At 37.8% G+C, this 16,114-nt stretch carries 13 protein-coding genes; 3 read left to right on the top strand and 10 right to left on the bottom strand.

Going from position 1 to position 16,114, the window contains the following annotated elements:
- Positions 1-3 precede the first annotated feature (3 nt).
- Both NBG71_RS02805 and lplA read left to right on the top strand, forming a co-directional pair.
- Positions 4-495, top strand: a complete 492-nt coding sequence (locus tag NBG71_RS02805) for a C40 family peptidase (protein ID WP_036937364.1) — start codon at positions 4-6, stop codon at positions 493-495.
- A gap of 77 nt (positions 496-572) precedes the next feature.
- Positions 573-1,592, top strand: coding sequence for a lipoate--protein ligase (gene lplA, locus NBG71_RS02810; RefSeq protein ID WP_075673206.1), 1,020 nt, complete (start codon positions 573-575; stop codon positions 1,590-1,592).
- Positions 1,593-1,679: 87 nt separating this feature from the next.
- On the opposite strand, the gene NBG71_RS02815 is transcribed toward lplA, so the two are convergent.
- The 10 genes from NBG71_RS02815 to ppsR form a co-directional block, all read right to left on the bottom strand.
- Positions 1,680-2,048 (bottom strand): helix-turn-helix domain-containing protein, encoded by a 369-nt coding sequence (locus NBG71_RS02815; RefSeq protein WP_069369334.1) that lies wholly within the window; start codon positions 2,046-2,048, stop codon positions 1,680-1,682.
- Between the two features lie 524 nt (positions 2,049-2,572).
- On the bottom strand, positions 2,573-3,367 hold the full coding sequence (locus NBG71_RS02820; protein WP_075673207.1) for a heme ABC transporter ATP-binding protein: 795 nt from the start codon (positions 3,365-3,367) through the stop codon (positions 2,573-2,575).
- On the bottom strand, positions 3,364-4,368 hold the full coding sequence (locus NBG71_RS02825) for a FecCD family ABC transporter permease (protein WP_075673208.1): 1,005 nt from the start codon (positions 4,366-4,368) through the stop codon (positions 3,364-3,366). Before NBG71_RS02825 ends, NBG71_RS02820 begins: the two co-directional genes overlap by 4 nt.
- Complete coding sequence (locus NBG71_RS02830; RefSeq protein WP_075673209.1) at positions 4,368-5,183, bottom strand: heme/hemin ABC transporter substrate-binding protein; 816 nt, start codon at positions 5,181-5,183, stop codon at positions 4,368-4,370. The genes NBG71_RS02825 and NBG71_RS02830 overlap by 1 nt, the downstream gene beginning before the upstream one ends.
- A 15-nt stretch (positions 5,184-5,198) precedes the next feature.
- On the bottom strand, positions 5,199-6,248 hold the full coding sequence (locus NBG71_RS02835) for a hemin-degrading factor (protein WP_250916526.1): 1,050 nt from the start codon (positions 6,246-6,248) through the stop codon (positions 5,199-5,201).
- Between the two features lie 39 nt (positions 6,249-6,287).
- The gene (locus tag NBG71_RS02840; RefSeq protein WP_250916527.1) at positions 6,288-8,315 is read right to left on the bottom strand and encodes a TonB-dependent hemoglobin/transferrin/lactoferrin family receptor; all 2,028 of its coding nucleotides are present in this window, start codon (positions 8,313-8,315) and stop codon (positions 6,288-6,290) included.
- 68 nt (positions 8,316-8,383) lie between these two features.
- Positions 8,384-10,570, bottom strand: coding sequence for a TonB-dependent receptor domain-containing protein (locus NBG71_RS02845; RefSeq protein ID WP_156733373.1), 2,187 nt, complete (start codon positions 10,568-10,570; stop codon positions 8,384-8,386).
- An 81-nt stretch (positions 10,571-10,651) separates the two neighbouring features.
- Positions 10,652-10,834, bottom strand: coding sequence for a hemin uptake protein HemP (hemP, locus tag NBG71_RS02850; RefSeq protein WP_075673213.1), 183 nt, complete (start codon positions 10,832-10,834; stop codon positions 10,652-10,654).
- A gap of 260 nt (positions 10,835-11,094) precedes the next feature.
- Positions 11,095-12,141: a 3-deoxy-7-phosphoheptulonate synthase gene (locus tag NBG71_RS02855; protein ID WP_075673214.1), complete on the bottom strand. Its 1,047-nt coding sequence runs from the start codon at positions 12,139-12,141 to the stop codon at positions 11,095-11,097.
- Positions 12,142-12,262: 121 nt separating this feature from the next.
- The gene (gene ppsR, locus NBG71_RS02860; RefSeq protein WP_075673215.1) at positions 12,263-13,129 is read right to left on the bottom strand and encodes a posphoenolpyruvate synthetase regulatory kinase/phosphorylase PpsR; all 867 of its coding nucleotides are present in this window, start codon (positions 13,127-13,129) and stop codon (positions 12,263-12,265) included.
- A gap of 221 nt (positions 13,130-13,350) precedes the next feature.
- Between ppsR and ppsA the strand changes: the two genes are divergently transcribed.
- On the top strand, positions 13,351-15,723 hold the full coding sequence (ppsA, locus tag NBG71_RS02865) for a phosphoenolpyruvate synthase (RefSeq protein WP_075673216.1): 2,373 nt from the start codon (positions 13,351-13,353) through the stop codon (positions 15,721-15,723).
- The last annotated feature ends 391 nt before the right edge of the window (positions 15,724-16,114 follow it).

Genomic DNA, 16,114 nt, shown 5'->3' on the forward strand with positions numbered 1-16,114 from the left:
GTAATGAGAAAGTCCGTTTTCTATCCTTTCTTACTCTGTATTATTCTGCTGGCTGGGTGTTCATCTAGCCCGTCGAAGCGTATTCCACCAGCTCCTCCCTTAAAAACACAACTTTCCGATCCTATCATGGTGATAGTGCAATTAAAGTCGCAACTTGAGCAATGGTATGGCACGCCATATAGCTATGGTGGAATGACTCCTTCTGGTATTGATTGCTCAGGCTTTGTGTATAAAACTTACAGTGATCGTTTTGATATAAAACTTCCACGAATGACTATTGATCAAACCAAATATGGTACACAAATCAGCAAAAGTGATTTAATGCCGGGTGATTTGGTTTTCTTCAAAACGGGGGGCGGTGAGAATGGGCTCCATGTTGGTATTTATGATACTGATAATACGTTTATTCACGCATCAACTAGCAAAGGGGTAACTCGTTCGTCCCTTGATAACGTCTATTGGAAAAAAACATTCTGGCAAGCCCGCCGATTGTAGTTTCGTGCCATTTAACAGCCTAATATATTGAGAGTTATGGTATCTTATACCTTATTTTCTTCATATAGGTATTCCTTATGTCAGGCAAATTGCGTCTGTTAATTTCCGAGTCTTATGATCCTTGGTTTAACCTTGCTGTTGAAGAGTGTATTTTTAGACAAATGCCCGCTGATCAACGAGTGCTTTTCCTTTGGCGTAACGATAATACGGTAGTTATTGGTCGAGCACAGAATCCATGGAAAGAGTGTAATACCCGCAAAATGGATGAAGATGGTGTGAAATTAGCTCGTCGCTCAAGTGGTGGTGGTGCCGTTTTCCATGATCTTGGTAATACCTGTTTTACCTTTATGGCAGGAAAGCCTGAGTATAATAAAACGATTTCAACTCAAATTATTCTTGATGGATTATTAAAAGCGGGCATTAATGCTACGGCATCAGGACGTAATGATTTAGTGGTTCCTCAAGATGATGGTGAAAGAAAAGTTTCAGGCTCAGCTTATAAAGAGACAAAAGATCGTGGTTTTCATCATGGTACATTATTAATAAATGCTAATTTGTCTAGATTAGCTAATTACCTCAATCCAGATCCGAAAAAGCTTCAAGCTAAAGGGATCACTTCTGTACGCTCCCGAGTGGCTAATTTAGTTGAGCTTAAACCGGATATTACCCACGAAAAACTTTGTGAAACTATCACTGAAAGCTTTTTTGAATACTATGGTGAGCAAGTAGAAGCAGAGATTATATCTCCACAAAAATTACCTGATTTACCTGGTTTTGAAGAAACGTTTGCTAAGCAAAGTAGTTGGGAATGGAATTTTGGGCAAGCTCCTGCATTTTCACATCTTTTAGATAACCGTTTTAAATGGGGGGGGGTTGAGCTGCATTTTGATATTGAGCGTGGTAATGTTATCAGAAGCCAAATATATACAGACAGTTTAGATCCCGCACCATTAGAAGCACTATCTGAGATGTTGGTAGGGGAACGTTATACACCTGAGTCTCTAAAAGGGCTTATTGAGCAACTCATTGTGCGTTATCCTAATAATAAAATAGAGCTTAATGAGCTTCAAGAATGGCTTGTTGCAGCGATAGCGTGATTTTTATCAATGTTAGAAAATAATAAAAAACAAAAACCAGCTAAAAGAGCTGGTTTTTTCATGAAGAATAATATGATGTGAAATTGATTAGTGATTTTCACATGACATAAAGCAATGAGTGTCTGGCATTTTGCCATTTTCTCTAAATTTAGCGGGCGTAGTATTGAAATGCTTTTTAAAGATACGTGTAAATGTTGCTTGAGAGCTAAAGCCATACATTAAAGCGATATCTAAAATAGACATATCTTTTTCTTGTAATGATTTAGCCGCTTCTAATAAGCGACGTTTACGAACATATTCGCCTAATGTACAACCTTTAAAATCTTTAAAAATGCGTTGCAAGTGCCACTTCGAATAGCCGCTTTTATTTGCAATCGTATCGATTTTTATACCTTCGTTACGTTGTAACTGGGTTTCTAACCATTTCAGAATATCATTAACGACATTTTCAGCCATAAAACCTCCCACAAAAATGGTGGGGACACAGTGCCCAAGTAAATAGAATAGTAACGTATGTTATTTATAATCTATTTTAAGCATGGGGAAAATAACAGGTAGGCAAAAAGTGCTTTTCGTGATTGATAATCATTATCACAACGATAGGTGTGGCTTATATAGCTCAAGTAAGGTTCAGTTTGCTGAATCTTTATGATCAAAGATGTTAATTTGTATGACTTTTACTTTGTTGAATTTATTGATTTATTTTTTAACCTAATAGTTCTGTTATACCTTTTATTTTTAGCTTTGTTATGTTTTTTGTGCGAAATAAAAGCTAATCATTGATTAAAGTGTATTTTAAAGTCAATTTATTTGACTAAATGTTGAAAAAGTAAAATAAGATTTATTAATCAATTTGCGTGGTGTACCTTCACTATTTTATTTTCAATTGATCAGTTTATTGAGAATAAAATAACTAAGTCACCCCTTAAAAAATAAAGCTAAGAGGTGACTTAGTAAAAATAACCGCGGTTAACATTCTTTTAAGGACGTAGAAAGACTTGAGGGTAAAAATGTTCTGGATGAGTATTAACACTCACATCTGCACCATACCATTTTTGAATATTCTCTGTTGTGAGTACACCGTATGGTGTACCTTCACAAACTAACTTTCCTTGATGCAGTAATAAAATTCTATCAGCATAAAGAGACGCCAAATTAAGATCATGTAAAACACAACACACCATAAGATTTTGTGTTTTTACTAATTGTTTTAATAAACGTAAGCTATGTTGCTGGTGATAAAGATCAAGTGCGGAGGTAGGTTCATCCAGGAATAAGACAGCTTCTTGTGGCATAGGGTGCCATAATTGCGCTAGAACTCTAGCAAGCTGTACTCGCTGTTGCTCACCGCCTGATAATTGGCGATAGTCTCTATCCTTAAATTTTAAACAGTCCGTTTGGAGCAGAGCAGTCTCAATTGCAATTTTCTTATGTTGTTGTCCATGAGGCGTTCTTCCCATAGCAACCACTTCTTCTACTGAAAATGAAAATGAAAGCTGACTGTTTTGTCGCATAACGGCGCGGTTTTGCGCTAATCGTTGGCTATTCCATTGTGAGTAGGTTTTTTGTTTAAAATAACACTGACCTTGCGTTGGTGTTGTATAGCCTGTTAATAAGCGCAATAGCGATGATTTTCCTGCCCCATTGGGACCAATAATGGTAACCAATTCCCCAGCATTAAGTGAAAGTGACACATCATCAATAATGATCTTGTTGCCAATTTGATAAGTTAAGTTATTTCCATAGAGCAATGGCGTGTTTTGATTTTCAATCATGACATTCTTCCTGCGGGTTGTCGTAAGATAAGCCAAAGGAAATAAGGGCCACCAATTAATCCTGTAATGAGTCCAACAGGGATTTCAGCTGGAGATACTAGTGTTCGTGATAATGTGTCAGCGGCGAGTAACAGTGTTGCACCACCCAAAATGGTGGCAGGTAATAACCATACATGATTACTACCAATACGCATGCGAATAAGGTGTGGAACCACAAGTCCAATAAATCCAATAACACCACTCAGTGCAACAGCACAACCAATTAGGATGGCGCTAAGAAGCAACAAAATAAACTTGGTTCTTCTTACATTTAGCCCTAAGTAATGTGCCTCTTCATCACCAAGTTGTAATAGATTTAATTTATGGCTTTGCCAGCATGCCAAAATACTGACAGGAATGATCACAAGGGTAGCAATAGATAAGGTTTTCCAATCAATCTGGCTTAATGAACCCATCATCCAAAGTGAGAATTGGCGTAACTGTTGGTCAGTGCTAATGTAACTTAATACACCAATAAAGGACATGCAAAGCGCATTGATAGCAATACCTGCAAGCAATAAGCGCGCTAAATTACCATCACTCAATTGATGTAATGAGAAGATAATCATAGCTACAATTAAACCGCCAACAAAGGCGGCGACAATATGGCTATAGAATGCAAAGGCTGGTGAAAAAGAGAAGGGTAGAATAATAACGATGGCAACCATCAGTGCTGCACCGCTACTAATACCCAATAAACCGGGATCAGCTAACGAATTTCTAAATAACCCTTGCATTATCGCACCGGATATTGCTAAAGCGCCTCCAACAAGAATGGCTAATAATACGCGAGGTAAACGGATATCTAGCCAAATTTGCCATTCCATATCATCAAAAGAACTATTCCATAATGTATGAAACGAAAGGGCTAATGCTCCGCTATTCACAGAAATTAATGTAACAGTGGTGAGTAAAAAGAATAAAACTAAAATACTCATCCACGGTGAACGAAAACGAGACATTATTGCTCCAACGCTTGACGAATTTGATGCATGACTTCTGGTGTTGAAAGGGTAAAGCCTAATAATCCCATGTCATCAACAACAACATAATGCTTATTTTTACCTGCAGGTGTGTATTTTATGCCGGGTAATTCCCATAGTTTCTCAATTCCACCAATGCCTTTAATACCTTCTTTGGTTACAAGCAAAATATCAGGTTGGCTTGCAATAACACCTTCTTGAGAAAGTGGGCGATAGCTTGTAAATCCTTGCATAGCATTTTTACCACCAACCAGTGAAATAATGGTATCTGCGGCAGTATCTTGACCCGCTGCCATTGGAATAACACCACCATGACTCATGATATAAATGATTTTCTTATCGATAGGAGTGGTTGAAATTTGCTTGATAGAGAGGGCGAGTTTCTCTTTTAGTTGATTGCCTTCTTGTTCTTTATTTAAAACAGTCGCAATAGTGTCTATTTTTTCATTAATGGCTTCTAATGAATGTGTACCTGTAATGGTTTTTACAGCGACTCCGGCTTCTTTAATACGGCGTAATGCCAAAGAAGGGCGAGCTAATTCGCTGGTAATGATCAATGTTGGTTTGACAGATAAGATCCCTTCAGGATTTAGCATTCGCATATAACCTACATCAGGAAGTGTTTTCACTTGTTCAGGAACTAAGCTGGTGCTGTCTCTTGCAATAATTTGTTCGCCGGCACCCAATGCGAAAACAATTTCTGTAATATCACCACCAATAGTAACGATACGTTCATTAGCTGAAGTGATGAACGACATTACGCTACACAGGATCAAAAGAAGCCATTTTTTCATTAAATCATTCTCCGATTAGGCGATTTTAGTGAGAGTATTCACTTGTTCACGCCATTGTAGTTGCTCCGCAGTGCCTTCAGTACGTTGTCCATAGAGTTGAGCAATTTGCTGCCCCTTGCTATCAAAGATCTCAAGGCTAGTAACAAATCCATCTTGAGTTGGTTTGCGTGTTACCCAACTTTCTGCAATTTCACTTTCAATTAAATGAAGAGTAAAAGCCGGATTGAAAACATTGATCCAAACTTGTTCGCTATTTTCAAATTGATGAGGGACTAGACGGTCAATTTGGCCTGTGAAAATTTGTACACAGCCACGACTACCGACAAATATCATGATCTCGTTTTGTGCTTCTTTGGCGAGTTCTAACAAGGTTTTCAGGGCGTTGTTATCGACTTGATAAGCAAGATCGTCAGGAACAGCTTTGAATGCTTGTTGACGACTTAAGTTATTTTCTTTTAGTAATTTGAAGAATTGGTGAACATCAGTCATTGAACGCCATTGTTGTTCAAGTTGTTCTGCTAATTCATTACTAACAGGTGTGTTTGAGTATGGCTCAACAGGTGTGATATCGAGAGCCGGGTTTTCTTCCAATAAGAATGATTGAATAAGTGCATCCCATTCATCCATATTCGTGTTATCTGTCGTATAGACTTTATGTAATGCATCACCATGCATATCAAAGAACTGAATACTATAACGCGTCCCTTTTGATGTCTCTTCGGTAAATGCAAAAATGCTTGACCAGTAAGCGAAGAAAAAGCGTAAATCCATTGCACGCGGGTTTAAAATTAAACCTGCGTGATCGTTAAAGCGGGCATTTGTGTATTCACCAAGATGTTCATGAACAGCAATATCATTACGAGTAATGGCTTTGACTTCACCCACTTTACTTAAGGATTTTAATAATTCTTGTACATCGTTACGTAAGCGTTTTGCATCATGTCCTACGCGTGCATATGTTAATTCGGCTTCACTTACATTTAAGTATGCTGCCAGATCACGGGCGTAAGGTGCTTTTTTATCCGCTTTTGCTTGCAGGTAGCTCTCATAAAGAGGTTTATTCACAGAAACTCCTATTGTATCTATCGTTGATTTTATTGTTAATTACCATTGATAACTCACAAGTACTTTTGCATTTCGGCCTTCTTGAGGAATACCTGCAGAAGAATAATAAGTTTTATCAAATGCGTTACTCAGTACAAATGAGGTTGTTAGCCCCTTTAATGAGGCATCACCTTCATAACGAAGGTAAAAATCATTAACACCATAACCCGCTTGTTGGCGATTAGTTGGGCGATTAAAACGGTCATGGTTGGTAAAATCCGTTTTTTTGGTAAATTGACCGACCCAACCCACAGAAAAATCAGTATTTGGTACAGGAACATCAAAGCGACTGGTTAATGTATCTGGCTCAATTGAGGTAATTGAGGCATTAGTCGCATTATCTTTTCCTTTGGTATGGTTGTAGGCTAAATCCCAATTAAAGAATTTTGATTGGTAGCTCATAGAAACATCCCATCCCCAAATAGTTGCCCTTGAAATATTTGTTGATTGTGTATATCCCTGAAAAATAGCAACATCTGCATCAATATAATCTTTTGCACGAGTATTGAAATGGGCTGCTTTAATTTTCAGATTATCATTATTAGATAATAAGTCGTCGAATTGAAAACCGAATCCGTATTCAGTTGTTGAATTGGTTTCAGGCTTTAAATTGGGATTTGGACGCCAATAGTTTGTTGGCGCACCGGGGAAAGGTGCATCAAAATGTTTTGCATCGTTATACATCTCCCCTAAAGTTGGCGCTCTAAACGCCTGTGAGTAAGAGGTATAAAGCATCGACCAATCAGTTGGTGTAATACTGATTGCTCCTTTTGATGACCATTTATCCGCAGTAATATCATCATAACGATTGTTTTGGCTTTTATATTTGTCAAAACGCGTTCCTAAAATTAAGGAGACAGGTAAATCACGTAGAGTGACTTCATCTTGTACCCAACCTGACATAAAGCGGATATCGGCTTGTGGGAAGCTTTCTGCATTTTGACTTGGTGATTGTTTTTGTTTATAAACTTCGCCGCCATAAGTCAATTCATGTGATGCAACGCTGTATGTACCTACTTGTGAGCGGTTTTCGAGTTTTACGCCATAGGTTTTTTGTTCTCGACCTTCAAAACCTTTTTGTATCGTTTTGGCATTGATATCAACTTCACTGTAGTAAGCCTGTGTTTTCAAATTAATCCATTGTGAATCTGAAGGATCAAATTGATAGGTTAGCTGAACATCTTTTTGTGTTGTGGTGCGATCAGTTTCTACATTGGCAAGTGTAGGATTTGAGGGAACTTGAGGGTTTTTGGGTTGATTTGTATTGTTATGATAATAGCGGAATTGTCCACTTAACGTGTTGCTATCATCAATTAACCAGCGCCCTTTAGAAAGAAGATTAATAATGGTTTCGTCATTTTGAGCACGATAACCGCCACCGTAGCGGGTATCGCCTTTATCGCGAGCTGATAATGTAACAAGTCCATCAAGGTTATCGTGTCTACCAAAAGCAGTAATACCTAAACCTTGGCTATGTTGAGCAGTATTACCAAGACCAGTAATACGTACGCCACCTTGTTCATTTTTTGAAAGTAGATCGCTTGCATCAACAGTATCGTAAGCAATAACACCGCCAAGAGCTCCACTACCATATAAAAGAGCAGAAGGGCCACGGATAACTTCAACTTGTTTTATAAGTAAAGGATCGACAAAAATACTGTCGATATGACCGGTGTCTGTTCCTTGGCGCACGCCATCTACAAGTGTCAGTATTCCATTTTTACTGTATCCACGCATACTGATGGTTTCACCATTAGTACGACCTGCACCCGAAATAGAAATTCCGGGTACATGACGAAGTAATTCAGAAGCACTTCCTGCGGTTTCTGATAACGCATTGTTATTTTTTATAACCGTTGACATCATGGGCAATGTAAAGCTATCGCGTTCACTACCTGTCGCATAAACAGTAAGTACCTCTGATTTTCTTCCCTCATTAGTTTGTATTTTCTCTTGTGCAGACACACAAGCAGAAGAGACAGCAACAGCCAGCAAACTAAATTTAATCAATAAAGATGACTGAGACATGCAGATGGATCTCCGTTATTTAATGGGCTGTTAAACAGCCCTTTGTTATGTAAATCATTGCTCCTTATCTACCAGCGATAACTGACGGATATTTTGATATTTCTGCCTTCTTGTGGCACACCTAATGCCGAGAAATATTCTCGATTAAAGGCATTAGCGAGTACCAATGCAGCTTGAATATCTTTATTGTTTTGAGATTGATAACTGATTGAGAAATCGTGAATGCCATAGCCCGGATATTGAGCAATAAGCTCTTGCATTCGATTTGTTGTTTTGCCTTTTACGTGAGGTGCTCTTCCTTTATGTGTGCCTTTATTTTCAGTTGCACTAGCAAATTTTCCTGACCATCCTAATGAGAAGGAAGTTTTAGCAATAGGAAGTTGAATAAAGGTTGTGAGTATTTCAGGGCGAACAGGCGAAATGGTTTCATGTGTAGTTAATTCAAGGGTTCGAGTACGGTTATAACCTAACCCAATAGAAATTAATGGATGTGAATAGCGTAAGCCGAGATCAATACCGTCGATAAGTGCTTGTGGAATATTAATAGCTTGCAGGTGAAGTTTTTTCGTTAATACATTAGCATCCCAAATATCATACGTAATATAGTCTATCGTTTTCGTATCAAAATAAGCCGCATTCAGAGAAAATTCATCATTAGATGCTAATAAGTGTGGAAAAGTCAGTTTTCCACCATATTCCCAAGTACGATTTTTTTCAGGACTAAGATTAGGGTTTGGGATCCAAAATCCTTTTGCAGTACGACCAAAAATAGCGGGTATTTCAAAATGAAGAGAGTCGTTAAACATTTCATTTAGCGTTGGCACTCTCATATTGGTTGAATATGAGGTATAGAGTTGTAGCCATTGTGTTGGTGTAAAGGTTAGAGCAATATTTTTACTAATATCGCTTTCACTTGTTTGATGAAAATCGGGTTTATGTTGTTTAAAATCCGCTAAAAGCGAATTTAGCTCACTTTGAGGTTTATTTTTATAATAGTGATAACGCAAACCGGTTGTTAATGCTAAAGGTAAATGTGGTGTTGATAGTTGACTTTCCACCCAACCAGCAACATAAACCATTTTTGCGAGAGGGAAATTCTTTGCTGCTTGGTTAGAAACCATTTTTTGTTGATAAGTTTCTGATCCTAGAATGATTTTTTGATTTAATTTATCTAAATAGGAAAATTGAGAGCTATTCTCAATTTTTAGTCCATAAGTTAATTGTGTCCGATCTTCATTTCTACCTATTTTCCCTTGTTGATTTTTTCTACGTTGATAATCAGAAAGGGAAGTATCGGTTAAAAATATTTGATTAATATTGAATTGTGAGTAATACAAATGACTGGTTAAATTAACCCAACTTTGTGTTTCAGGCTCATAATGATAAGTAACAGAATAATTTTTCTGTTCAGATTTGCGTTCTACTTGGTTACTTTCATTCTTACCAAACCCACCCATGCGATGCAAAACTTCTCTCTGAGTACCTTTATTCTCATAGTGTCGTGCTGAAAAAATGAATGTCTGATTTTCTGTTGGATAGAGATAGGCTTTAGCAAAAAAATTATTAATATGTTCGTGGTTTTCGAGTTTTTTGCCATTAGCTAAGTGAATAGGGCCTCGTTGACGCTGGCTGTAAGCAAATAAACCTTCAGCAATATCGTATCGTCCCGCAATAATCCCTCCATAAGTGAAGTGCCTATCAGCAGATGAAAGCGAGGTAAATAATTTGGCACTGAGTTTCTCATCTATTTTTAATAAGTTACGAGGCTCAAGCGTTTGAAATGAAACAACACCGCCCATTGCCCCATTACCGTGTAACACAGGGGATGAACCATGTTTTATATCAATACGTTTAACTAATGAAGGATCGAGAAAAATACCACCTAAATTATTGATCGTATTTTCTAAAGGTTGCTCGATTCCATCGACTAAGATCTTAACGCCTTTTTGATCATAGCCACGCATAAGGATGTTCGCGCCATTCGTAACACCTGTTCCTGATAGGGTTGCGCCAGCCACTTTATTTAGCATTTCACCAGTGGTTGATGCAGTTTGTGCTTGAGGTATCGAACTATCAAGAATGGAATGAAAGTCGTGAGTTGTTTTATCAATGGAATGACCGACAACAGTGAGAGAGTCCATCTCTGTATTGTCTGATTGTGCAGAGGCAATAGGGGTGTACAACAAGCAAAGAGCTGTCGCTATACCTGAATATTTGAAATGTTTTTTCAGCATACACATACCATAAATGTCCATAAAAAGTCCTTGTATATGGAGTTATTTAGCTGGCTGCCTAGCTGAGGGGGTAGGTGGCTTGCAAGTTATTATCAAAAATGATTATTTAGTCAGGATTAATTTTCCCGCCTTTGTTTGACGCAGTTGATACAACTCTCCGTTGTGTTGAATGTAAACCACGCCATCTTTACCCAATAACTCAATGCTATTGATTGATTGAATTATCGAAGAATGAGAATTCTGTTTAATTAAAGAACTATCCAAATTATTAGCTTTTTTATTCATAACATATCAAGAGTAATAAGCGTTATCATTATGATAATCATTATCGTTAACAAAAGTGTTTAGACAAGCTTTTTTTAACTTAAACAGGTAAATTTAAGCCATATTGTGAATAACTAAACGCTATACGATGAAAATTAAAACAATGGAATAAAAGAGACTTATATTTTTCTCAAAATATAATGTCAATAAAAGGGGGAGTTTGGATGAAAGTAGAAGACAAGATAAAAGGGGTAAAGATTACCCCTGAATAGATAAGTTTATTAAAATCGACTCTCAACGGCTTGTGCTAATAACTCAAGAAGCTGTTCTGTGTCATTCCAACTTAAACAAGGATCAGTGATAGATTGCCCATAATTAAGCGGTTTATTTTGTACGACTTTTTGTGAGCCTTCTTGTAAAAAGCTTTCAGCCATCACACCTACGATCGCTTGTGAGCCATCTTTAATTTGCTGACCAACATTTCTGGCTACTTCTAATTGGCGACGATGAATTTTTTCACAGTTGCCATGACTAAAATCGATAATAAGATACTCTGGTAAATCCACTTGTTTTAGTGCATCCACCGCGTCAGCGATATCGCTTGCGTGATAATTCGGCTTTTTACCTCCACGCATAATAATATGTCCATAAGGATTACCACTGGTTTGGTAAATCGTCATACGGCCATTTTTATCAGGGGATAAGAAAGTATGACCTACACGAGAAGCGCGAATAGCATCAATGGCAATACGGGTATTACCATCGGTGCCATTTTTGAATCCCACAGGGCAAGAGAGTGCAGAAGCCATTTCACGATGAACTTGGCTTTCTGTTGTTCTTGCACCAATGGCGCCCCAGCTAATTAAATCTGCAATATATTGGCCTGTAACCATATCGAGAAATTCAGTTGCAGTGGGCAAACCTAATGTATTTATTTCAATTAATAGCTTTCTCGCAAGGCGAATACCTTCGTTGACATTGCAAGAGTTATCAAGGTAAGGATCAGAGATTAAGCCTTTCCAGCCAATAACCGTACGTGGCTTTTCAAAGTAGGTTCTCATGACGATTTCTAAGCGCTCATGATAACGCTCTTTTAGCTGATTAAGTTTAGTTGCGTACTCTTTGGCGGCTTTAGGATCATGGATAGAGCAAGGCCCTACAATCACTAATAGTCGTTTGTCTTCGCCGGTAAGGATCGCTTCAATTCGTTTACGTGCTGATGTGATATTTTGGGTTATCTCATCAGAAATGGGGAACTCTTTTGCTAAGGTTTCTGGTGTTACCAGACTGTCTAGCACCTTAGTCCGTAGTTCGTCTGTCTTTAACATAATTCATCTCAATAAATATACAGGGTAAGTCTACCCAGTGATTAAGATCACAATAAACGAAATTCAGCTAATTTCAACAGCGTTCACAGAGAAAAACGAATAAAAAAGTCGCCAGAAAGAGTTAAAACATTCTTCTCGCTAATCCCATGGAATCAATTACCTTGGTTGAAATTTCTTCAACAGAATAATTTGTGGTGTTGAGATAAGGAATATTATTTTTTCTAAAAAGGGCTTCCACTTCAGCTAATTCGATTCTACATTGGCGAATTGATGCATAACGGCTATTTTCACGACGTTCACCACGGATAGCAGCAAGACGTTCTGGTGCAATGGTTAAGCCAAATAATTTATGTTGATATTCTTTTAGTTCCGCAGGTAGTTTTAAGAAATCCATATCATCTGCAGTAAATGGATAGTTAGCGGCTTGAATACCAAATTGCATCGCTAAATAGAGGCTGGTGGGCGTTTTTCCACAACGAGAAACACCAATTAAGATCACTTGAGCTTGGTCGAGATTCCGTAATGATATGCCATCATCATGGGAAAGGGTGTATTCGATTGCAGCAATACGAGCATCATATTTGCTAAGGTTTTTTTCAGTTAATCCGTGGGTTTTGTTTAATTTTGGCGATGCATGGATCCCTACTTCTTTTTCAAGTGGTATTACGAGAGATTGCACAATATCCTGACAAAAACCTTCACTACTATTTATTATCTGTTTAACTTCTGGGCTGATAATAGAATAAAAAACAAGAGGCTTAGCACCACTCTTTTTATAAATTTCAGAGATTTTCTGTTTTATTTCTTCAGCTCTTTCCACAGTAGAAACAAAAGGTAATGTATAACTTTTCATTTTTAATGGAAATTGAGAAAGTACCGCATGACCTAATACTTCTGCCGTAATTGCTGTACCATCAGAGATAAAAAAGACTGTTCTATCAATGGGTTCATTATTATCACAATTAATAGAATTCAAGCTTAATATCATAACGCTCACCTTTTTTTAGCTGAATTAGCAAATCAAACAATATTATCTAAAGCATTTTTAGTGATTATAAAGGATAAAAAAATAAAGTTTTCTGGTTGATCGATTCACCTTTCTATATTCAGCATCACATTGTGATACGCTTATTTACGTTGTCGTTTTGACAGCGGGTTTTTCTTTTTTTTCTCTCTCTCTCATAATTGTTTAAAAAAGGATTGTTCTCAATGTCCAGCAATAGCCTCACCCCGTGCAATGTGCTTTGGTATAACCAATTAGGTATGAATGACGTTGATCGTGTTGGTGGGAAAAATGCTTCCCTCGGTGAAATGATCACAAACCTAGCGGAATTGGGTGTTTCTGTTCCTAATGGGTTTGCTACCACAGCGCAAGCGTTTAATGATTTTCTGGAACAGAGCGGTATCAATCAGCGTATTTATGAATTACTTGATAGCGTTGATGTTGATGATGTTAATCAACTGGCTCAAGCAGGTAATCAAATTCGCCAGTGGGTAATTGATACACCTTTTACGCCTCAGTTTGAAAAAGACATTCGCGATGCTTATCTCACATTAAGTGAAGGTGAATCTGAAGCTTCATTTGCCGTTCGTTCATCTGCGACTGCAGAAGATATGCCTGATGCTTCTTTTGCTGGTCAACAAGAGACGTTTTTAAACGTTCAAGGTATTGATGCCATACTCGTTGCAATCAAACACGTATTTGCCTCGTTATTTAACGATCGCGCAATCTCTTATCGTGTTCACCAAGGTTATGATCACCGTGGTGTTGCATTATCTGCCGGCGTTCAACGTATGGTGCGTTCTGATCTCGCTTCTTCAGGTGTGATGTTTACCATCGATACTGAATCTGGCTTTGATCAAGTTGTGTTTATTACATCAGCTTATGGTTTAGGTGAAATGGTTGTACAGGGTGCTGTTAACCCAGATGAGTTTTATGTACACAAGCCAACTTTAGCAAAAGGCCTACCTTCTATTGTTCGTCGTAATCTTGGCTCTAAAAAGATCCAAATGGTTTACGCAGACAGCGTTGAACATGGTAAACAAGTCCGTATCGAAGATACGCCAGAGTCACTGCGCAATCGTTTCTCTTTGACTGATAATGAAGTTCAAGAGCTGGCTAAACAAGCTGTATTGATCGAACGTCACTATGGTCGTCCAATGGATATCGAATGGGCTAAAGATGGACATAATGGTCGTTTATACATAGTTCAGGCTCGTCCAGAAACAGTTCGTTCTAACCAACAAGTAATGGAACGCTATCAATTAAATGAAAGTGGCTCTGTTATTATTGAAGGCCGTGCTATTGGTCATCGTATTGGTACGGGGGCTGTCAAAGTTATCCATAATTTAAGTGAGATGGATAGGATTGAAGCGGGTGATGTGCTGGTTACTGACATGACAGACCCAGATTGGGAACCTATCATGAAGAAAGCTTCTGCGATTGTAACTAATCGCGGTGGTAGAACATGTCACGCTGCAATCATTGCTCGTGAATTAGGTATTCCTGCGGTTGTGGGTTGTGGTGATGCAACAGAATGTATTGCTGAAGGACAAGTTGTAACTGTTTCTTGTGCTGAAGGTGACACCGGGTTTGTTTACGATGGCAAACTGGATTTTTCTATTCAGAGCTCCGCAATCGATAATATGCCTGAATTAGGGCTCAAAATCATGATGAACGTCGGCAATCCTGATCGTGCATTTGATTTTGCAGGCTTACCAAATGATGGTGTCGGTCTTGCGCGTTTAGAATTTATTATTAACCGTATGATTGGTGTGCATCCTCGCGCATTACTAGAGTATGACGACCAAACTGAAGCACTGAAAGCTGAAATCAATGAAATGATGGCAGGCTATGAATCTCCAGTTGAGTATTACATCAGTAAATTAACAGAAGGGATTGCAACATTAGCGGCGGCATTCTGGCCTAAACGCGTTATCGTTCGTTTATCTGACTTTAAATCTAATGAATATGCCAACTTAGTGGGTGGCGATCGTTATGAGCCAGATGAAGAGAACCCAATGTTAGGATTCCGTGGTGCGGGCCGTTATGTTTCTGACGATTTCCGTCGCTGTTTCTCGCTTGAGTGTGAAGCGGTAAAACGTGTTCGTAATGATATGGGCTTAGAGAATGTTGAAGTCATGATCCCATTTGTTCGTACTGTACGCCAAGCTGAAGAAGTTATTGATGAATTAGCGGCAAATGGCTTGAAACGTGGTGAGAACGGCTTAAAAGTCATTATGATGTGTGAAATTCCATCAAATGCCTTATTAGCAGATAAATTCTTAGAACACTTTGATGGTTTCTCTATTGGCTCTAACGATATGACCCAATTAACATTAGGTCTTGACCGAGATTCAGGTGTGGTCTCTGCACTGTTTGATGAACGCAATGATGCAGTGAAAGCATTATTATCAATGGCAATCCAAGCTGCTAAACGTAATGGAAAATATGTGGGTATTTGTGGTCAAGGACCTTCTGATCATGAAGATTTTGCACAATGGCTAATGGAAGAGGGAATTGATAGTTTATCTTTAAACCCAGATACTGTAATTAAAACTTGGGTAAAATTAGCACAATAGAATTAATATCATCGCTATAAATAAAAAGCTCACAATATAATGTGAGCTTTTTTTATACAATTATTAAATAATAGGCAAAAAAAAAGCCTATCATGGGCTGACAGGCAAAGACTACACACAGCAATATTTTATATTCTTTAATCTCGCCAATTAATCTATTAATATGAAAGGCAAAATTATTAATTCGATGAAACATTTGTTTCGTTGATATTTATATTAAGAGAAATGCGTTAATTATGCTCTAAGAATTATCTCAATAAAAAGAATATAAGCTTATTTGAAAGTGAATATAACTTGCTGGTAACAAACGGGTTTAAAAAAATGTAATTTGTTTCAAATTGTAAGTTTTAATATAAAAATATAATGGTTTATTCCTAAATTGATAATCTTT

This window comes from Proteus sp. FZP2095 (assembly GCF_023701425.1).
Classification (GTDB): Bacteria; Pseudomonadota; Gammaproteobacteria; order Enterobacterales; family Enterobacteriaceae; genus Proteus; species Proteus cibarius.